17 protein-coding genes, 1 pseudogene and 1 riboswitch are annotated in these 18,775 nt (G+C 63.8%); of the genes and pseudogenes, 10 read left to right on the top strand and 8 right to left on the bottom strand.

Annotation, left to right across the window (positions count from 1 at the left end; translation table 11 throughout):
* Positions 1-99: 99 nt before the first annotated feature.
* From SR858_RS24915 to SR858_RS24900, 4 genes are all read right to left on the bottom strand, one after another.
* Positions 100-1,161, bottom strand: a complete 1,062-nt coding sequence (locus SR858_RS24915; RefSeq protein WP_019924724.1) for a CobW family GTP-binding protein — start codon at positions 1,159-1,161, stop codon at positions 100-102.
* Between the two features lie 133 nt (positions 1,162-1,294).
* Positions 1,295-2,356 carry a tyrosine recombinase XerC gene (locus SR858_RS24910; RefSeq protein WP_019924725.1) on the bottom strand — a complete coding sequence of 354 codons (1,062 nt, stop codon included), beginning with the start codon at positions 2,354-2,356 and terminating at the stop codon, positions 1,295-1,297.
* A gap of 2 nt (positions 2,357-2,358) precedes the next feature.
* A complete protein-coding gene (locus SR858_RS24905) occupies positions 2,359-3,027 on the bottom strand; it encodes a DUF484 family protein (protein ID WP_019924726.1) in 669 nt (222 codons plus the stop codon).
* 104 nt (positions 3,028-3,131) lie between these two features.
* The gene (locus SR858_RS24900; RefSeq protein WP_019924727.1) at positions 3,132-4,193 is read right to left on the bottom strand and encodes a porin; all 1,062 of its coding nucleotides are present in this window, start codon (positions 4,191-4,193) and stop codon (positions 3,132-3,134) included.
* A gap of 421 nt (positions 4,194-4,614) precedes the next feature.
* Here SR858_RS24900 and SR858_RS24895 point away from each other — a divergent pair, with 421 nt between their 5' ends.
* Positions 4,615-5,856 carry a tetratricopeptide repeat protein gene (locus tag SR858_RS24895; protein ID WP_019924728.1) on the top strand — a complete coding sequence of 414 codons (1,242 nt, stop codon included), beginning with the start codon at positions 4,615-4,617 and terminating at the stop codon, positions 5,854-5,856.
* 112 nt (positions 5,857-5,968) lie between these two features.
* Here SR858_RS24895 and dapF read toward each other — a convergent pair whose 3' ends face one another.
* The 3 genes and pseudogenes from dapF to SR858_RS24880 form a co-directional block, all read right to left on the bottom strand.
* The gene (gene dapF / locus SR858_RS24890; protein WP_019924729.1) at positions 5,969-6,832 is read right to left on the bottom strand and encodes a diaminopimelate epimerase; all 864 of its coding nucleotides are present in this window, start codon (positions 6,830-6,832) and stop codon (positions 5,969-5,971) included.
* A gap of 3 nt (positions 6,833-6,835) precedes the next feature.
* Positions 6,836-7,714, bottom strand: coding sequence for an LpxL/LpxP family acyltransferase (locus tag SR858_RS24885; RefSeq protein ID WP_026637817.1), 879 nt, complete (start codon positions 7,712-7,714; stop codon positions 6,836-6,838).
* A pseudogene (locus SR858_RS24880) lies at positions 7,711-8,560 on the bottom strand (lysophospholipid acyltransferase family protein). Before SR858_RS24880 ends, SR858_RS24885 begins: the two are co-directional and overlap by 4 nt.
* A gap of 199 nt (positions 8,561-8,759) precedes the next feature.
* Here SR858_RS24880 and metK point away from each other — a divergent pair.
* The 4 genes from metK to metF all read left to right on the top strand — a co-directional run bounded on the left by metK (position 8,760) and on the right by metF (position 12,783).
* On the top strand, positions 8,760-9,926 hold the full coding sequence (gene metK / locus SR858_RS24875; protein WP_019924733.1) for a methionine adenosyltransferase: 1,167 nt from the start codon (positions 8,760-8,762) through the stop codon (positions 9,924-9,926).
* Positions 9,927-10,015: 89 nt separating this feature from the next.
* Positions 10,016-10,082: riboswitch (S-adenosyl-L-homocysteine riboswitch) on the top strand.
* A gap of 26 nt (positions 10,083-10,108) precedes the next feature.
* Positions 10,109-11,536 (top strand): adenosylhomocysteinase, encoded by a 1,428-nt coding sequence (ahcY, locus tag SR858_RS24870; RefSeq protein ID WP_019924734.1) that lies wholly within the window; start codon positions 10,109-10,111, stop codon positions 11,534-11,536.
* 76 nt (positions 11,537-11,612) lie between these two features.
* A complete protein-coding gene (locus SR858_RS24865; RefSeq protein WP_026637818.1) occupies positions 11,613-11,963 on the top strand; it encodes a phage holin family protein in 351 nt (116 codons plus the stop codon).
* Positions 11,956-12,783 (top strand): methylenetetrahydrofolate reductase [NAD(P)H], encoded by an 828-nt coding sequence (gene metF / locus SR858_RS24860; RefSeq protein WP_019924736.1) that lies wholly within the window; start codon positions 11,956-11,958, stop codon positions 12,781-12,783. Before SR858_RS24865 ends, metF begins: the two co-directional genes overlap by 8 nt.
* 3 nt (positions 12,784-12,786) lie before the next feature.
* Here metF and SR858_RS24855 read toward each other — a convergent pair whose 3' ends face one another.
* Positions 12,787-13,386: a 5-formyltetrahydrofolate cyclo-ligase gene (locus tag SR858_RS24855; RefSeq protein WP_084670234.1), complete on the bottom strand. Its 600-nt coding sequence runs from the start codon at positions 13,384-13,386 to the stop codon at positions 12,787-12,789.
* 53 nt (positions 13,387-13,439) lie between these two features.
* Here SR858_RS24855 and SR858_RS24850 point away from each other — a divergent pair, with 53 nt between their 5' ends.
* The 5 genes from SR858_RS24850 to mrtJ all read left to right on the top strand — a co-directional run bounded on the left by SR858_RS24850 (position 13,440) and on the right by mrtJ (position 18,754).
* Positions 13,440-15,416, top strand: coding sequence for a lytic transglycosylase domain-containing protein (locus SR858_RS24850; protein WP_019924738.1), 1,977 nt, complete (start codon positions 13,440-13,442; stop codon positions 15,414-15,416).
* 38 nt (positions 15,417-15,454) lie between these two features.
* A complete protein-coding gene (locus SR858_RS24845) occupies positions 15,455-16,171 on the top strand; it encodes a glutathione S-transferase family protein (protein ID WP_019924739.1) in 717 nt (238 codons plus the stop codon).
* Between the two features lie 2 nt (positions 16,172-16,173).
* Positions 16,174-17,424: a multifunctional CCA addition/repair protein gene (locus SR858_RS24840; protein ID WP_026637820.1), complete on the top strand. Its 1,251-nt coding sequence runs from the start codon at positions 16,174-16,176 to the stop codon at positions 17,422-17,424.
* Between the two features lie 33 nt (positions 17,425-17,457).
* On the top strand, positions 17,458-18,111 hold the full coding sequence (locus tag SR858_RS24835) for a GNAT family N-acetyltransferase (RefSeq protein ID WP_019924741.1): 654 nt from the start codon (positions 17,458-17,460) through the stop codon (positions 18,109-18,111).
* Between the two features lie 277 nt (positions 18,112-18,388).
* Entirely contained in the window at positions 18,389-18,754 is a 366-nt protein-coding gene (gene mrtJ / locus SR858_RS24830) for a JDVT-CTERM system glutamic-type intramembrane protease MrtJ (protein WP_019924742.1), read from the top strand.
* Positions 18,755-18,775: the final 21 nt, after the last annotated feature.

Genomic DNA, 18,775 nt, shown 5'->3' with positions numbered 1-18,775 from the left:
AAGGGCCCCAGGCCGTTGCGCTGCACCGGTATCCGCCAGTGGGCTTGCCAGCTTGCAGATGGTGTGGTGTTTATGCTATCCCCACAAAACCCGGATAGTTTATACCAGACATTGTTCTAATCCGCTAATAAAGATATCTTTTGGCAGATTTTTACCTATAAATACCATTTTGCTGCCACGGACCTCGTTTTCGCCCCACTTGGCGCCAAGGTCGCTGCCCATGATCTGGTGCACGCCCTGGAACACCACCTTGCGATCGGCATCCTGCATTAACAATACGCCTTTATAGCGCAGCATGCGAGGACCATAGACATTGACCAGCCCGCCGAGGAATTCGTCGAGCTTGGCAGTGTCGAACGGGCGCGTGCTCTTGAAGACAAACGCGGCGATGTCGTCGCTATGGTGGCCGTGATGGTGGTTATGCTCGTGCCCGTGATCATGGCCGTGGTCATGACCATGGTTGTGGCCGCAATGTTCGTCATGCACGTGGTCGTCGTCATGGGTCTGGTCGGTGGCCAGGAAATCCGGATCGAGCTCGAGCTTGTCGTTGAGGTTGAAGCCTTTCAGGTCCATCACCTCGGCCAGCGGCGCGCGACCGAAGTCGGCGGTGCTGATCGGCGCGCGCGGGTTGATGCGTTTCAGGCGCGCGGTCAGCGTGGCCAGTTCTTCCGGCGTGACCAGGTCGGTTTTCGAGAGCAGCAGCTTGTCGGCAAAACCCACCTGGCGCTGGGCTTCCTCGTGCTGGTCCAGCTGGTCCATCGCGTGGCGCGCATCGACCACCGTGACCACGGCGTCGAGCATGAAGTGAGCGCCTACTTCTTCGTCCACGAAGAAAGTTTGCGCCACCGGACCCGGATTGGCCAGGCCGGTGGTTTCGATGACCACCCGATCAAACGTGAGCTCGCCGGCTTCGCGCTTCTGCGCCAGGCTGGACAGCGCCACGATCAGGTCGCCGCGCACGGTGCAGCAGATGCAGCCATTGTTCATTTCGACGATTTGCTCGCCGCTGTCCTGGACCAGGATTTCATTGTCGATGTTTTCCTGGCCGAACTCGTTTTCAATCACGGCAATGCGCATGCCGTGCGGTTCCTGCAGGATGCGGTTGAGCAGCGTGGTCTTGCCGGCGCCAAGAAAGCCGGTCAGGATCGTGGTAGGTATCATATGCGCGCGCGCCAGTCTGGTGTGTGGGCCCCCTAGATGGGGATCAAGTGCAAAAATGCAATCGCTGATTATGCCGGAAAATTAATCGGAACCATGTTTCGTCCGATTGAGGCGCGTCAGTACGTCGAGCAGCTTATTTGATCTTGGCGCGCGGATGCGCTTTGTCGTACACCTCGGCCAGGTGCTGGAAGTCGAGCGCCGTGTATACCTGGGTGGAACTGATGCTGGCATGCCCCAGCATGTCCTGCACCGCCCGCAGGTCGCCCGACGATTGCAGCACGTGCGAGGCGAACGAGTGGCGCAACATGTGCGGGTGCACGTGCACCGGTGCGCCGCTGGCCACGCCGTGCGCCTGCAAGCGCTGCTGGATCACGCGTGGCGATACGCGGGTGCCGCGCGTGCTTAAAAACAAGGCGGCACTGCCGTCGGCGGGAGCGGGGCGCACCGCCAGCCAGGCCGCCAGTGCGGTCATTGCCGCGCTGCCCACCGGCACCACGCGGCGCTTGTTGCCCTTGCCGGTCACGATTACTTCACGGTTTTCCAGCACTACCCAGCCGAGCGCATCCTTGCCAGGCGTGATGTCGAGGCCGGCCATTTCCGATACCCGCAAGCCGCTGGAATACAGCAACTCGAACATGGCGCGGTTGCAGAGTTCGGCCGGTTCTGCGCCGCCCTTGCCATCGCTGCCGGCAGCGCGCAGCTGCATAGGGGACGGCGCCACCAGCTGGACGGCGTCGTCCACCGACAGCGCCCGTGGCAAAGTCTTGGCGCGCTTGGGGGCGCGCACGCCTTGCACCGGGTTGGCGGCGAGGGTGGTCTGGGTACCGAGCCAGTCGAAAAAGCCGCGCCAGCTCGAGAGCTTGCGGGCAATCGAACGCGGATCGAGTTCGCGCGCATGCAGCTTCGACGTCAGGCGGCGAACCAGGAAATGATCGATATCGGTCCAGTCGCGGCCCTCGGCCAGCGTGCGCAGTTCGACCAGGTCGCGGCCGTAGGCGGCGGTGGTGTTGGCCGATAATTGCCGGCCGTGGCGCAGGTGCGCCAGGTAGTCGGCGATCCGGTCGCAGTCTGCTGCTGGGGCAGCGGCAGGCGCCGCAGCAGGTGCGCCGGGCGCGGCAGGCGCGGGGTTTGCCGTCGGACCGGCAGTCTCGGCGGCCTGTACCTGCGCTGTCCCCACGGCGCGCGCGCCCGCCATGGTCAGGCCAGCAGCCAGGCCAGGGCGGTGCTGCTGGTTTCGCCCATGTGGACCAGGAAGTCGGTAGCCATCAGCGAGGTGAAGCGGTTGGCATCGGCCGAACCCATCACCAGCAGACCGAAAGCCTGCTTGTCGCCGGTCTTGCGCAGCGGGATGATCACGGTGGAAACCACGCTGGCCGAGTCATCGAGCCAGCGTACGGCTTCAAAATCCTTGTTGCTGCCGCAGTAAGGGGACAGCAGGCTGTTGGCGAAGATGCGCACATCTTCGGTCACGCCCTTGGTGAACCATTCGTCGGCGTAGTCGGGCGCGGTATTCCACAGGCGAACGGTCACTTGCGGCACGTCGAACGCGGATTTCAGGCCGCTGACCACCGAGTGTGGCATGGAACCCACATCTTCCGCTTCCAGCAGCACCTTGGTCCAGCGGTGGAACTTGTTGGCGATGGCTTCGTTTTCCGACGCCAGGCGCATCAGGTTGCTCATGCGCAGTTCCAGCGTCTTGTATTTCTCGCGCATCACTTCCATTTGCCGTTCCTGCAGCGAGACGGTGCGGCCCATCATGGGGCTGGCGAGCTTGATTTCACCGAGCAAATCGGCGTGTTCGACGAAGAAATTCGGATGCTCGGTGAGGTACTGCGCGACTAGTGTGGAATCCAGTGGGACGGTCATGGCTGCTCTATCGAAATCGGGGTGGGAACTAGCCGACCATTCTACCCGACCCGGGCAAAAAAGACGGACAAGGTTGCCCTTGTCCGTGCTTGCCCGTGCAGCCGTCAGAAGTTGTGGTGGATGCCGACGCTGACGAAGTTGAACGCGGTGACCGCTTTCTTGCGCGTGGCATCCGCATACAGGTACGTACGCGGCGACAGGTTGTAGTCGTAACCGATCGAGTACTGGCGCGTTTTGGCGATGCCCGGATCATTGAACTGGTTGTCCGGACGTTTCTGGCCATAGCCGGCCCGGATCAGCCCCGCACCGAGCACGTAGTTGGCGCCCAGCACCCAGCCCTTGGTTTCAGGATTGATGAGCACGCTTTCTTCCTGGTCCTGCTTCTGGTACGTGGCCATCAGCTTGAGCGGCTCGATCGGCTTGAACCAGCCGCCCACCGACCACAGCGTGGTGTCCACCGCGTTGCGCTCGTAGGCGGCGTAGGCGGAAAACTTGCCTTGTGTGGCCGTGGCGCTGACCGAGTATGGCACCACGGCCGCCTGGCTGTTGGCCGGGAATTGCGGCGCCAGCGCGGTGCCCCGGCCGATAATGGCCGGGTTGTTGTTGGCTTCCTTGGACGCCACCGTGACGTTGAGCTGGAAGATGCCGGCGATCAGCGGCGTGTTGTAGAACACGGCGTTGGAGAAGCGGTTGAGCGAGTTGCCGGCCGGGCTGAGCGGGTCGCTGGTGTAGCCGGCCACTTGCAGGTCGGTCTGGTAACCGGCCACGGCAGGCATGCCGCTCCAGGGTTCGTACCCGGTGCTGGTTTCCTGGAAGGCAGTCAGGCCGCGGCCGAGACGCACCGTGCCGAAGTCTCCTTGCAGGCCCACCCGCGACTGGCCCTGGAACAGCGGCCGGGAGTTGCTTTCGATGGTGCCGGTATCGGGCTCGTAGCGGATCTCGAGCTGGAACAGGGCCTTCAGGCCGCTGCCCAGGTCTTCGACGCCGCGAAAACCCAGCTTATTGTTGTCGCGCTTGCCCACCACGGTGGGCGTGTTGGGGCCGCTGCGATTGGCAATGCCGGCATCGAGCGTGCCGTAAATGGACACCGACGATTGCGCATGCACGCCGCATGAGGCGCCAGCGAGCGTGCCGGTAAGTGCCAGGGCCACGAGAGATTTTTTCATTGATAGGTTCCTTTTTTAAGTAGATCGAACAAGCGTCCGCCGCTGTATCGGTACTGGTAGGTCCTTGGTTCGGAACCTTAAAGGCTTGCCGGGATAATTGCGCGGGAGTGGTCGATTGAGGAGGCCAGTCTTGGTTGAAAGCCCCGCAACGACAGCTGCTTGTGGTTTTTTTGAAACGCGGGTGTGCGCCCGCCAGGTCACGCTTTCTTTGCAAGGGGTTACGCTAACTCCTTTCAATCGGGCACTAAAACAGCTCTAGCCTACAAGCGCGGGCGGGGTGCTCGATTTGTGAGAGATCAAGCCGTGGCGCGGTTTTCCTAGGATGTGGCGTGGATCGCACGCTACACTGGACGACAACTCCGCACTTCCCAACCTTCTGTTCCTGATCAATCTTTCCCCGCCTAAACGATGGTCAATCACGATGGTCAATCGAGCTGAACTAGGCGTCATCCGTGGCGCGCGCGCCGGCGATCCCGCTTGCCAGCTGGCCCTGGGCAAGCTGTACCTGTTCGGCGGCGCCAGCCTGCCGCGCAACATGTCCACCGCGCTGCACTGGCTTAACCGCGCGGCCCGCCAGCAGCAGGCCGAAGCGTGGATGCTGATCGGCAGCCACGTGCCGTTCGAGCATGCGCGGCACTGCGTGGACGAGGTGTTGCCGTGGTACGAGCGCGCTTTTGCGGCCGGGGTCGAGCAGGCGGGACTGGTGCTGGCGCAACTGGCGCCGCCGAATTACATCGACATGCAGGAGGCCTTGCCACGCAAGGCGCGCTTTGACGTGCTACCCGACGGGTCTGCCTGGGATGGGCTGGTGCCGCTGCATCGTCGCGTGCTCGCCGCAGTGCCGCAAGAACCGTCCGCAGAAAACCGCGAACGGGCCGCGCAGGCGGGCGAGCGCGCGGCGCAACTATCGCTCGGCTTGTGGTTTGCGCGCCTGCAGCGCGATGGCAGCCGGCAGCTTGATGGCATCGCCACCGTCAACTTCAAGCGCGCGATCCGCTGGCTCACGCTGGCCGGCGAACAGGGCGATTCCGATGCCTGGTTTGCGCTCTCGCGCATCTACATGAAGCCGGAGTTTTCGCAGCGCAGCGTGGCCGAAGCGCAGGTCTGCCTGGAGCGTGCAGCCGAGCTGGGCCATCGAAACGCGCAGCGCGAGTGCGGCCTCTATGCGTGGCGTCACCGCCGCCACGCAGCCGATGGCGACGTGCGCGCGATGTACTGGCTGCAGAAAGCGGCGGCCCAGGGTTGCGAGCAGGCACAGCGGCAGCTGGAGCGCATCGCCCTGGCGCCGCATGCGGACGCGTGGGGCCAGGCACTGCTGGCCCTGGCGCCGGCAGCATTGCACACGCTGGCCATGCGCCAGCCGCTGCTGGCAGCGCGCCTCACACTGGCGCGCGCCTTCGGTTTGAACCGGGCCGAGGCGTTGTTACTTGATGTGAAAACGGCCGATCACGGCCATTGCCTGGTGGTCGATATCCGCGCCAGTTATGGGCGCAGCAAGCGCCGCCTGATTGCGCTGCGCACGGCGCAGGACCGGCAGCTGCTGGACCAGGTGGTGGCGCAGTTCGACCGGTTTGATGGCTGCCTGGAAGGGAATTACCGCCAGCGCTTGTACCGCCTCAAGACCTGCTTGCCGGCGCTGGCGGCCGAACCTTCGACGGCTTGAAACCGGCCGGCTTGAAGACCATCGACTTGAAACCGCCAACTTGAAACCCACCTGCTGGAGGTTCAACGGCTTGAAGCTCATAAGGCATGCGCAGCGCTGGCAGCCTGGCTAGTTAAATCTCGATCTCGCCCTCGAACACCGTCACCGCCGGCCCCGTCAACAGCACCGGCTCACCCTCGCCAGCCCAGCTGATCGACAGCTGCCCGCCGCGCGCATCGACCCGTACCGGGCTGTCGAGCACGCCACGGCGGATACCGGCCACCGCGGCCGCGCAGGCGCCGGTGCCGCAAGCGAGCGTTTCGCCCACGCCGCGCTCGAACACGCGCAGTTTGACATGCTGGCGGTCGAGCACCTGCATGAAGCCGGCATTGACGCGGTTCGGAAAACGCACATGGTGCTCGATCAGCGGGCCGGTCAGTTCCACCGGCGCCGTCTCGACGTCATCGACGATTTGCACCGCGTGCGGGTTGCCCATCGAGACCGCCGAAATGAGCACGGTTTCGCGCGCGCCGCCCAGTTCCAGCAGCAGCGGCCACAGCGTATCCTGCGCCTGGGCTTCGCCCTGCAAGCCCTCGGCGTCGAACGGCACCCTGGCCGGCTCCAGCACGGGTGCGCCCATGTTCACGGTGATGCTGCCATCGAGTTCGAGGCGCGGCGCGATGATGCCGGCCTTGGTTTCCACCGTGATGCTGCGCTGGTCGGTCAGGCCTTTTTCCGCCACGAATTTGACGAAGGCGCGCGAGCCGTTGCCGCATTGCTCCACTTCGCCGCCGTCGGCGTTGAAGATGCGGTAGCGGAAATCGCAACCGGGTTGCGTCGGCTTTTCCACCAGCAGGATCTGGTCGGCGCCCACGCCGAAGCGGCGGTCGCCCAGCAACTGCCACTGCGCCGGGGTGAAGTCGATGTGCTGGTTGATGCCGTCGATGACCACGAAGTCGTTGCCGGCGCCGTGCATTTTGGTGAATTTGAGTTTCATAGTTTATTTACGACGTGGATACAACGATGGTTCGCCATTCGGGCGGGTCTTGAAGCGCTTGTGCGTCCAGAAATATTCGGCCGGTGCTTCGCGCACGCGCTCCTCGATGAACTCGTTCATGCGGCGGGTGGCGGCCACCATGTCGGGGCCGGGGTAATTGTCCCACACCGGGTAAAATTTGACACGCCAGCCCTGGTAATTCGGCAGGAACGTGGCGATCACCGGCATCACCTGGGCGCCGGTGGTGGCGGCGATGCGCGCGGTGGCGGTCAGGGTGGCCGCGTCGATGCCGAAGAACGGTACGAACTCGGCGTCTTTCTCGCCGAAGTCCATGTCCGGCAGCATGAAGTACGGCAGCTTGTCGCGCAGCGCGCGCAGGATCGGCTTGATGCCGTCCTGGCGCGTGAACAGTTTCACCGGCTTGAAGCGGGCCCGGCCGGCGCGCAGCACCTGGTCGAACGCAGCGTTCTTTTGCGTCACGTACATCGATGACGCGCTGGCCACCATCGCGATCGACGCGCCGGCCACGTCCAGGCACACGAAATGCGGGCACAGCAAAATAGTCGGCTTGGCCGTCATCTCCGCCACCGGCACCGGGCCCGGCTCCACGGTGATCAGGCGGTTCAGGCGCGCTTCCGACGCCCACCACAGGATGCCGCGCTCCCAGATGCTGCGTGCATAGGCCTGGAAGTGCTGGCGCGCCAGCGTTACCCGCTCGGCCTCGGTCAGCTCCGGCATGCACAGGCGCAAGTTGGTCAGCGTGATCTCGCGCCGCGCGCGCAGCAAGATAAACAGCAGGCTGCCGGTGAACTTGCCAAAGCGGCCCAGCACGGGCAAGGGCAGCCAGTGCAGCAGCCACATCAATCCGAGTACTAACTTCATGCTGCTTCTCCAGTCTGTGGCGCATCGATGCCGTGGGGTACCTTGTAGCGGTTGTAGCTCCAGTAGTACTGGGTGGGATTACGCGCGATCAGGTGCTCCATCGCGGTGTTGATCGCCTGCGCCTGGCTGGCGGTGTCGCCGGCCAGCGATTCGGTAAACGGCACGAAGTGGATCACGTAGCCCTTTCCGCCCGGCAGGCGCTCGGCATACGTGACGATCACGGTGGCGTTGCCCATCTGCGCCAGCTTGGCGGGCAGGGTCATGCTGTAGGCGTCGCGGCCGAAGAAGGTGGCCCATACGCCTTCGCCTTCTTGCGGCACCTGGTCGGGCAGCAGGCCGATCGGCTGGCCTTTTTTGAGGAATTTGGCCAGCATGCGCACGCCGCTCATATTGGCCGGCGCCAGCAGCAGGTTCTTGCGCGCGCGCGCCTTCGATCAGCGGCTTCAAGGCCTCTTTTTTCGGCGGGCGGTACATCACCATCAGCTCGGTGCGCAGGGCGATTTCCTGGGCCACGATTTCAAAGCAGCCCAGGTGGGGCGTGAGGAACACGATGCCGCGCCCGGCGTCGAGCTCGGTCTGTACCAGTTGCCAGTTTTCCAGCGTGGCGTGGCGCGACACGCGCTCTGGTGCAGCACACCAGATGAAGGGCAATTCGATGATGCTTTTGCCAGCCTCGGCAATGGCGGCCGACAGGTGTTGCGAGTAGCCGGCCTGGGCCATGTTGTCGCGCATGCGGCGCCGGTACGACGGGGATGCCAGGTACACCACCCATCCCAGCGCGCTGCCGGCGGCATGCAGGAAGGACAAGGGAAATACGGAAAGGAAACGAAAAATGGGTACGAGCATGAAAGTGTTGTGTGCCTGTGTTTATGCTTGCCTGGTCACTGGACGAGAAGCAAGTTTTTTTAAAAAAGCGTAAAATAACACGTTAGTAGGAACCGCTGAGTTAATGACAACTTGCGATGCGGGATATAAATATCGCTAAAGCGTCGCAACCCCCGTTGGTGCGCGACAACCATTTTTACCGCCATTTCCAGGAGTTGCGATGTCTAATGATTACCTCTTCACTTCCGAATCTGTCTCGGAAGGCCACCCCGACAAAGTTGCGGACCAGATCTCCGATGCGATCCTGGACGCCATCCTGACCCAGGATCCGAAAGCGCGCGTTGCCGCCGAGACCCTGTGCAACACCGGCCTGGTGGTGCTCGCGGGTGAAATCACCACCCACGCCAATGTGGATTATATTCAAGTTGCCCGCGAAACCATCAAGCGCATCGGTTACGACAATACCGACTTCGGTATCGACTACCGTGGTTGCGCCGTGCTGGTCGCCTACGACAAGCAGTCGCCGGACATCGCCCAGGGCGTGGACGAAGGCGCAGGTATCGACCTCGACCAGGGCGCCGGCGACCAGGGCCTGATGTTCGGCTACGCCTGCGACGAAACCCCGGAACTGATGCCAGCGGCGATCCACTACGCTCACCGCCTGGTCGAGCGCCAGTCGCAGCTGCGCAAGGACGGCCGCCTGCCATGGCTGCGCCCGGACGCCAAGTCGCAAGTGACGCTGCGTTACGTCAATGGCCGCCCGGTGGCCGTGGACACCGTGGTGCTGTCCACCCAGCACGCGCCGGAAATGCAGCATAAACAGATCGAAGAAGCGGTGATCGAAGAGATCATCAAGCAGGTGCTGCCACGCGAATGGCTGACCGACACCAAGTACCTGGTCAACCCGACCGGCCGCTTCGTCATCGGCGGTCCGCAAGGCGATTGCGGCCTGACCGGCCGCAAGATCATCGTCGACACCTACGGCGGCGCCAGCCCGCACGGCGGCGGCGCATTCTCCGGTAAAGATCCGACCAAAGTTGACCGTTCGGCAGCGTATGCCGCCCGCTACGTGGCCAAGAACGTGGTCGCTGCCGGCCTGGCGCGCCAGTGCCAGGTGCAGGTGTCGTACGCGATCGGCGTGGCCCGTCCGATCAACATCACCGTGTACACCGAAGGCACGGGCGTGATCCCTGACGAGCAAATCGCCAAGCTGGTGATGGAGCACTTCGACCTGCGTCCGAAAGGCATCGTGCAGATGCTGGACCTGCTGCGTCCGATCTACGCCAAGACCGCCGCGTACGGCCACTTCGGCCGTGAAGAGCCGGAATTCACGTGGGAGCACACCGACAAGGCGGCGATCCTGCGCGATGCGGCCGGCCTGAAATAAGCTTGTCGTTTCTGCCAGGGTGGTGATGCTGCCCTGCATGTTTTAGCACGTTGCACGTCGTCACCGGCGCGCAACGATGCTAGAATGCCCCTTCCGAGGAGCGCTGCGACGAATCCTTTTCGCCAGGCTCGGAATCTGCAACCGCGCTCACGTTACTTTTTTCTAACTGAAAGGAGGGCGTGATGAACGCCGTACTCAAACCTCTGCAAGACTACCTGGTCGCCGATATTTCCCTGTCCCCGTGGGGCGACAAGGAAATCAAGATCGCTGAAACCGAAATGCCGGGCCTGATGGCCATCCGCGACGAATTCGCCGCAGCCCAGCCTTTGAAAGGCGCGCGCATCACCGGTTCGCTGCACATGACCATCCAGACCGCCGTGCTGATCCAGACGCTGGAAGCGCTGGGCGCCACCGTGCGTTGGGCTTCGTGCAACATCTACTCGACCCAGGACCACGCCGCTGCCGCCATCGCTGCCGCCGGCACCCCGGTGTTTGCCGTCAAGGGCGAAACCCTGGACGAATACTGGGATTACACCCACCGCATCTTCGAGTGGCCAGCGGACGCTGCCGGCAATGCCGTGTACTCGAACATGATTCTCGATGACGGCGGCGACGCCACCCTGCTGCTGCACATCGGCGCGCGCGCCGAGCAGGACATCTCGGTGGTTGGCAACCCAACCTCGGAAGAAGAAATCTGCCTGTTCAACGCCATCAAGGCCAAGCTGGCGATCGATCCGACCTGGTACTCCAAGCGCCTGCCGCACATCCTGGGCGTGACCGAAGAAACCACCACCGGCGTGCACCGCCTGTACCAGATGCACAAGGACGGCAAGCTGGCCTTCCCGGCGATTAACGTCAACGACTCCGTCACCAAGTCGAAGTTTGACAACCTGTACGGCTGCCGCGAATCGCTGGTCGATGGCATCAAGCGCGCGACCGACGTCATGATCGCCGGTAAAGTGGCCGTCATCGCCGGTTACGGCGACGTGGGCAAGGGCTCGGCCCAGGCCATGCGCGCGCTGTCGGCGCAAGTATGGGTGACCGAGATCGATCCGATCTGCGCGCTGCAGGCTGCGATGGAAGGCTACCGCGTGGTGACCATGGATTGCGCTGCCGAACACGGCGACATTTTCGTGACCTGCACCGGCAACTATCACATCCTGACCGAAGCGCACATGCTCAAGATGAAGGACCAGGCGATCGTCTGCAACATCGGCCACTTCGACAACGAAATCGACGTTGCTGCGCTGAAGAAATACACCTGGGAAAACATCAAGCCACAGGTCGATCACGTGATCTTCCCGTCGGGCAAGCGCATTATCCTGCTGGCCGAAGGCCGCCTGGTGAACCTCGGCTGCGGTACCGGCCACCCGTCGTATGTGATGAGCTCGTCGTTCGCGAACCAGACCATCGCCCAGATCGAACTGTTTGCCAACACCGCCAACTACCCGGTCGGCGTGTACGTGCTGCCGAAGCACCTGGACGAAAAAGTCGCGCGCCTGCAGCTGAAAAAGCTCAACGCCCAACTGTCCGAGCTGACCCCGGAGCAAGCGGCCTACATCAACGTGTCCGTCGACGGTCCTTACAAGCCTGACACATACCGCTATTAATTAGCGCTGGTTGAATAGGGTCGGCGGAGTTTGCCGGCCCTGTTTTTTATCGATTTCTTAGCAGCGAGATTTCACTATGCGTTTGGTCCTTACCTGGTTAATCAATGCGGTTGCCCTGCTGGCAATCCCTTACCTGATGCATTCCGTTAATGTCACAAGCATTAGCGCCGCCCTCTTTGCCGCGCTCGTACTGGCCCTGGTCAATACGCTGATCCGCCCCGTGCTGCTGATCCTGACATTGCCCGTGACCGTGGTGTCGCTGGGCCTGTTTATCTTCATCATCAATGGCTTTTCGTTCTGGCTGGCGGCGCAATTCGTGCCCGGCTTTAGCGTTGACAGCTTCATGTCGGCCGTCGGTGGCGCGCTGTTGTACAGCATTATTTCCTGGGCCCTGTCTACCTTACTTTTGAAGAACGCAGATGGCTAATCATAATTTCAGTATTGAATTCTTTCCGCCCAAGACGGCAGAAGGAGCGGACAAGCTGCGCGCCACGCGCGCCAAGCTGTCCGAACTGAAACCCAAATATTTTTCCGTGACCTTCGGCGCCGGCGGCAGCACCCAGCGCGGCACGCTCGACACGGTGGTGGAAATCCTGGCCGCCGGTGAAGACGCCGCGCCGCATTTGTCGTGCGTGGGCGGTTCGCGTGACTCGATCCGCGCCATCCTGGCCGAGTTCAAGTCGCACAACATCCGCCGCATCGTGGCGCTGCGCGGCGACCTGCCGAGCGGCTACGGCGGGGCAGGCGAATTCCGTTACGCCAATGAGCTGGTCGAGTTCATCCGCCAGGAAACCGGCGACTGGTTCCGCATCGAAGTGGCAGCCTATCCCGAGGTGCACCCGCAGGCGAAATCGCCGCAGGACGACCTGCTGGCGTTCGAACGCAAGATCAAGGCCGGCGCCGACGCCGCGATCACCCAGTATTTTTACAATGCGGACGCGTACTTCCAGTTCGTCGAGCAGACCCGCAAGCTGGGCATCGATGTGCCGATCGTGCCGGGCATTATGCCGATTCTGAACTACACGCAGCTGATGCGCTTTTCGGACATGTGCGGCGCCGAGATTCCGCGCTGGGTACGCCTGAAGCTGGCCAGCTTCGGCGACGACTCGGCCTCGATCAAGGCATTCGGGCTCGACGTGGTGACGCAGCTGGGCGAGCGCCTGCTGGCCGGCGGTGCGCCGGGACTGCATTTTTACAGCATGAACCAGGCGGCGCCGACCACGGCGCTGTGGCAGCGGCTGGTATAACTGTCAGCGTGGCGCTGGTTCGGTGATCATCCGGTCCAGCGCCACATCGTGCAAGTCCGCCGCAAACCCCACCTGCAACGCCGAATAGGCAATCCCCACCGTCACCGGCCGTGGCACCCGCGCCAGCGTGCGGTCATAAAATCCTCCGCCATACCCGAGCCGGTACCCCCCCGCATTAAACCCCAGGCACGGCACCAGCAACGCCGCCGGATACGCACGCAAGCGCAAATCGGCCGGCACCGCCACGCCCATGCCATCCTTGACCATCGCCTCGCCGAGGCGCCAGTCGGCAAATTCCAGCGCCGCGTCGCGGGCGACCACCACCGGCAGCAGCAGCCGCGCCCCCAGGCGTTCCAGCTCCGCGTAAGCGGCCGACAGATCGGGCTCGCCGCGCAGCGGCCAGTACACGCCCAATGTGGCTGGTTGCGCCGCTTGCCACCATGCCACCACCTGGCGGCCGATGTCCCGGTCCCACTGCGCCCGCGACGCCGCATCGAAGGCGCGCCGCGCGGCCAGCAGTTGCTGCCTTAATTCTGCCTTGCCCGGTGCGGACGGGGCTATTGCTTCGCTCTCGCTGCGTGGTATTCTAGGGTCGCTGGTCATGGTTGGTTCTACTCAGGTTCAAGACAGGTTCAAGACTAATAGAGAGTTGCACATTGATTTCCGTTTCGAAATGGATCGCCGGCGCCGTTATCGCCATGGTGGCTGTCACCGCCTCTGCCCAATCCGAGGATATCGGCGCTGAAACCCGGCGCGAGGACGATGCCTTCCTGCTCATGCGCGACGCCGTGCGCAAGGACGAGACGTCCAAGGTCGATTTCTACGCCGCGCGCCTGGCCAATTATTCGATTCCGTCGTACGTCGACTATTATCGGCTCAAAGCGCGCCTGCGCGACGCTTCGCAGGCGGAAATTCGCGGCTTCATGCAGCGCTACCAGGGCCAGGCCATTGTCGACCGGCTGCGCAACGACTGGCTGCTCGAGCTGGGCCGCACCCGCGACTGGACTACCTTCGACGAACAACTGCCGCTGTTCGTCCTCAACGACGATACCCAGCTCAAATGCTATGCGCTGCAATCGCGCGCGATCAAGGGCCAGAACGTCGCCAGCGAGGCGCGCGCGCTGCTGATTTCCCCCAACGGCTACGGCGAACCGTGCGCGGGCCTGATCGGCACCCTGTACCAGGCCCGCCAGTTCGACGCCGACGACCTGTACACGCAATTGCGCCTGTCCGGCGAGTTCAATTCCACCGGCCAGGCGCGGCGCATCGTCGCCCTGCTCGGCGGGCCCGATAAAAAAGTGGTGCAGGCGATCGATCTGCCCGCAGTGGCCGTGGCCAAGGGGCCGGGTAACGGGCGCACCGAACATGAAATCTTCATCGTTGCCGTGGGCCGCCTGGCCAAGACCAGCATCAAGCTGGCCACGCTGGCGCTCAACAAGGCCGCGTCCAGGCTGACAGCGCAGGAGCAGCGCGCCGCCTGGGCGGCAATTGCGCTGCAATCGTCGTACTCGCTGTCGGACGACACCACCGGTTACTGGAAGCGTGCCGACGGCGCGCCGCTGTCGATCGACCAGGCCCAGTGGAGCACGCGCATCGCGCTGCGCAACGGCGACTGGCGCCAGGTACACAAGAATATCGACGCCATGCCGGCCATCCTGCGCGAAGATCCCACCTGGATCTACTGGAAGGGCCGCGCCCTGATGGCCGACGGCAGCGACACCAGCCCGCCGTCGGGCGAGGCGCTGCGGCTGTTCAACAGCATCGCCGACCAGCCCAATTTCTATGGCCAGCTGGCGCGCGAGGAAACCGGCCGCCTGGTCGCTATTCCGCCGCCGGGCGCACCGATCACCGCCGCCGAAATCGCCCCGATTGCCGCCAATCCCAACTTCCAGCGCGCGCTGAAATTTTTCAGCATGCGCCTGCGCTTCGAAGGCACGCGCGAGTGGAACTGGGGCCTGCGCGGCCTGAGCGAACGCGAACACCTGGCTGCCGCCGAATACGCGCGCCAGAACCACATCCTCGACCGCATGGTCAACACGTCGGACCGCACCCGGGTGCTGGTCGATTACACCCAGCGCTTCCCGTCGCCGCACGACGACATCATGCACCCGGCCACCAAGACCCTGGGCCTGGACAAGGCGTGGGTGTATGGCCTGATCCGGCAAGAGTCGCGCTTCATCATGGACGCGCAGTCGCACGCGGGCGCGTCGGGCCTGATGCAGGTGATGCCGTCCACCGGCCGCTGGGTGGCGAAAAAGCTGGGCCTGACCGACTTCGCGCAGGACATGCTCTCCGACGTCAAGACCAACATCATGCTGGGCACGAACTACCTGAACATGGTGCTCGGGAATATGGACGGCTCGCAGGTGCTGGCCACCGCCGCCTACAACGCCGGCCCGGGACGCTCGCGCACCTGGCGCGCGTCGCTGGACAAGCCGATGGAGTCGGCCGTGTTCATCGAATCGATTCCCTTTTTTGAGACGCGCACCTACGTCAAGAACGTGATGTCCAACGCCAATTACTACGCCGCGCTGTTCGAGGGGCGGCCGCAGTCGCTCAAGGCGCGCATCGGCGTGGTCACGCCCAAGGGCTACACCCTGCAGGAAGAGCAGGAAGCGACCTTCGCCCGCTGAACCGGCGGCGACCAGATTATTCATCCATTTAAACCATCATGCAGACCACCCAACTCGATCCCAGCCTGTCCAACGCTCTGGCTGCCGCCCGTTCGCCCGGCCTCACCCTCGTCATCGGCAACAAGAACCTGTCGTCGTGGTCGATGCGGCCATGGGTGGCGATGACCGCGTTCGGCATCCCGTTCCAGGAAGTGCGCATTGAACTCGACCAGCCCGACACCGCCAACCGCATCTGCAGCTACTCGGCGTGCGGCCGGGTGCCAGTGCTGCTGGCCGGTGAAATCACGATCTGGGACAGCCTGGCCATCGTCGAATACCTGGCCGAGCAATTCCCCGAGTTGCACCTGTGGCCGCAGGACGTGGCCGCGCGCGCCATGGCCCGGTCGATCTGCGCCGAGATGCACTGCGGCTTCACCGACCTGCGTAATTCGATGCCGATGAATATCAGCGCCAGCCTGCCGGGCAAGGGCCGCACCAATGGCTCGCAGGCCGATATCGGCCGCATCAGCGAGATCTGGGAAGAATGCCTGTCGCGCTTTGGCCACCACCAATTCCTGTTTGGCGACTTCTCGATCGCGGATGCGTACTTCGCACCCGTGGTGGCGCGCTTCCGCACTTATGGCGTCTCGCTGGCGCCGGCGCTGGAAGCCTACTGCCAGCGCGTGCTGGCCCATCCGGCCGTGGCGCGCTGGGTGACCGAAGCACTGGCCGAAACCGAAACGGCGCCCAAGCACGACGCCGAGCTGCCGGATTGATGATGAAGATTTATGTCGTAGGCGGCGCCGTGCGCGACGAGTTGCTTGGTCTGCCGGTCAAGGACCACGACCACGTGGTGGTGGGCGCCACGCCCGATGACATGGTGGCGCAGGGCTACCGCCCGGTGGGCAAGGATTTCCCGGTGTTCCTGCATCCGAAGACGCAGGAGGAATACGCGCTGGCGCGCACCGAACGCAAGACCGCGCCCGGCTACAAGGGCTTTGTCTTCCACACGTCCACCGAGGTGACGCTGGAAGAAGACCTGGTACGGCGCGACCTGACCATTAATGCGATTGCCCGCGCCGACGATGGCACGCTCACCGATCCGTTCGGCGGCCAGCGCGATATCGCCGCGCGCATCTTCCGCCACGTGTCCGATGCGTTCGCCGAAGACCCGGTGCGCATCCTGCGCGTGGCCCGCTTTGCCGCGCGCTATCCGGATTTTCGCGTGGCGCCCGAAACCAATGCGCTGATGCGGCAGATGGTGGAGCAGGGCGAGGTCGATGCGCTGGTGGCCGAACGCGTGTGGCAGGAACTGTCGCGCGGACTGATGGAGCAGCAGCCGTCGCGCATGATCGAGGTGCTGCGCGACTGCGGCGCACTGGCGCGCATCCTGCCCGAACTCGACGTACTGTGGGGCGTGCCGCAGCCGGAAAAATGGCACCCGGAGATCGACACCGGCGCCCACATCCTGCAAGTGATCGACTGCGCCGCCCGCGCGAACCTGGCGCTGCCTGCGCGCGTGGCCTGCCTGATGCACGACCTGGGCAAGGGCGTGACCCCGCCCGACAACTGGCCGGCGCACCACGGCCACGAGGAACTCGGCGTCAAACTGGTGGAGCAGGTGTGCAAGCGCCTGCGCGTGCCCACCGACTGCCGCGACCTGGCCGTGATGACCGCGCGCGAGCATGGCAACGTGGGCCGCGCGCTGCAACTGCGGCCCAACACCATCGTGAAGCTGCTGGAGCGCTGCGATGCGTTCCGCAAGCCGGCGCGGTTTTCGCAAATGCTGCTGGCGACCGAGTGCGATTCGCGCGGGCGCATCGGACCGTCGGCCAGTTACCAGGATGCGCCGTTCCCGCAAGCGGCGTACCTGGAGACGGCGATGGCGGCCGCGCGCGCGGTGAACGCGGGCGAAATTGCGCAAAGGTGCCTCGACAACCCGCAACGCATCCCTGAATTCGTGCATCGGGAGCGCGTGAAGGCGGTCAAGATCGCGCTCAATGCCGACGATGACGACGCCGCCGTTTAACCGGCACGGCCGCGCCGGGGTGCGGGGTTAGCGATGGCCCCCATCGACCTGTTCCAGAATCCGCTGCGCGCGCGCAGCAAAACCCCCGACGGCAAATACCGCCCGCGCGTGCCGGTCAAGCAGCTGCACCCGCGCGACCGGCGCCGCATGCGCCGTCACTTCCTCGACCTCGAACCGGCCGACCGCCTGCTGCGCTTCGGTACCGAACTGCCCGACGAGCAGATCGAGCGCTACGTCGCTGCCATCGATTTTTCGCGTGACATCGTATTCGGCGTGTACAACCGCGTGTTCCGGCTGGTGGCGGTGGGCCACCTGGCGTTTGCCCCGCGCGACGCCGCGCAGGACGCGGTGACCGACAAGGCGCGCGTGGCCGAATTCGGCGTGTCGGTCAGCCGCAGCGCGCGCGGCATCGGCGTCGGCTCGAAGATGTTCGAGCGCGCCGCCATCCACTGCCGCAACAACGATGTCGATACGCTGTACATGCACTGCCTGTCGTCCAACAAGACCATGATGCACATCGCCAAAAAGGCGGGCATGGAAATCCACCGCGAATACGGCGAGGCCGACGCCTACCTCAAGCTGCTGCCGGCCGACCCTTCCAGCGTGATGCAGGAAGCGCTCGACGAACAATTCGCCACTCTCGACTACACCTTCAAGGCCTTAAGAACCTATCTCAGCAGGAAATGAGGCGCTGCTTGCGCGCCTCGGCAGCGGGGCCGGCGTTGCTCGTCATCGCATGGCCTGCCATGCTTCTTCCTCGCGCCTTGGCCCCGCCACCGATGCATCGCAATCCGCTGCCTCATTCCTGCTGAAATAGGTTCTCAACGCGCCGCGTTGAAATGGCTCGAGCGTCTGACATTGCGCCAGCCGAAAAAAAAGTAGTGCCTTTCTAGAACCTTTGCTGCCCGGGCCGGAATGAACGGTCCGACAAGATACGCAACTGGCAGCGAGGCTCTCACTTACCGTGTCGCTGATTTCATCGATCCTGCCCTGGACCTGGGACGCCGCGTGCGGCGCGCACCTGTATGCCCCGTCGGCGTGGGACTTCCTGCGCCTGCTGCTGCTCTCGCCCGTGCTCGAAGAACTCGTGGTGCGTGCCGGTTTGCAGGAGTGGCTGATGCGGCGCTGGCCGGCTTCGGTGTGGCCGGTGATGGTGTCGGCCGGCGCCTTCAGCCTGCTGCACCTGGGCAGCGGCTGGCACGTGGCGCTGGCGGTGCTGGGGCCGGGAGTGGTGCTGGCGATGCTGTATGCGCGCACCCGCAGCTGGCGCTGGTGCGCACTGGCGCACAGCGGCATGAATGCCTTTGCGATCTCCGTTTGCAGTAACTAAATTCACTTCAGGAGAACAGGC

Origin of the sequence: Duganella zoogloeoides (assembly GCF_034479515.1) — a bacterium.
Taxonomy (GTDB): Bacteria; Pseudomonadota; Gammaproteobacteria; order Burkholderiales; family Burkholderiaceae_D; genus Rugamonas; species Rugamonas zoogloeoides.
Note: the sequence above shows the minus strand (reverse complement) of the source record. Positions and strands in the feature narration are given on the sequence as shown.

Excerpts from the sequence above, each read along its gene's own strand:
- SR858_RS24915 (WP_019924724.1), bottom strand. The coding sequence starts at position 1,161 with ATGATACCTACCACGATCCTGACCGGCTTTCTTGGCGCCGGCAAGACC.
- SR858_RS24910 (WP_019924725.1), bottom strand. The coding sequence starts at position 2,356 with ATGGCGGGCGCGCGCGCCGTGGGGACAGCGCAGGTACAGGCCGCCGAG.
- SR858_RS24905 (WP_019924726.1), bottom strand. The coding sequence starts at position 3,027 with ATGACCGTCCCACTGGATTCCACACTAGTCGCGCAGTACCTCACCGAG.
- SR858_RS24900 (WP_019924727.1), bottom strand. The coding sequence starts at position 4,193 with ATGAAAAAATCTCTCGTGGCCCTGGCACTTACCGGCACGCTCGCTGGC.
- SR858_RS24895 (WP_019924728.1), top strand. The coding sequence starts at position 4,615 with ATGGTCAATCGAGCTGAACTAGGCGTCATCCGTGGCGCGCGCGCCGGC.
- dapF (WP_019924729.1), bottom strand. The coding sequence starts at position 6,832 with ATGAAACTCAAATTCACCAAAATGCACGGCGCCGGCAACGACTTCGTG.
- SR858_RS24885 (WP_026637817.1), bottom strand. The coding sequence starts at position 7,714 with ATGAAGTTAGTACTCGGATTGATGTGGCTGCTGCACTGGCTGCCCTTG.
- metK (WP_019924733.1), top strand. The coding sequence starts at position 8,760 with ATGTCTAATGATTACCTCTTCACTTCCGAATCTGTCTCGGAAGGCCAC.
- ahcY (WP_019924734.1), top strand. The coding sequence starts at position 10,109 with ATGAACGCCGTACTCAAACCTCTGCAAGACTACCTGGTCGCCGATATT.
- SR858_RS24865 (WP_026637818.1), top strand. The coding sequence starts at position 11,613 with ATGCGTTTGGTCCTTACCTGGTTAATCAATGCGGTTGCCCTGCTGGCA.
- metF (WP_019924736.1), top strand. The coding sequence starts at position 11,956 with ATGGCTAATCATAATTTCAGTATTGAATTCTTTCCGCCCAAGACGGCA.
- SR858_RS24855 (WP_084670234.1), bottom strand. The coding sequence starts at position 13,386 with ATGACCAGCGACCCTAGAATACCACGCAGCGAGAGCGAAGCAATAGCC.
- SR858_RS24845 (WP_019924739.1), top strand. The coding sequence starts at position 15,455 with ATGCAGACCACCCAACTCGATCCCAGCCTGTCCAACGCTCTGGCTGCC.
- SR858_RS24840 (WP_026637820.1), top strand. The coding sequence starts at position 16,174 with ATGAAGATTTATGTCGTAGGCGGCGCCGTGCGCGACGAGTTGCTTGGT.
- SR858_RS24835 (WP_019924741.1), top strand. The coding sequence starts at position 17,458 with ATGGCCCCCATCGACCTGTTCCAGAATCCGCTGCGCGCGCGCAGCAAA.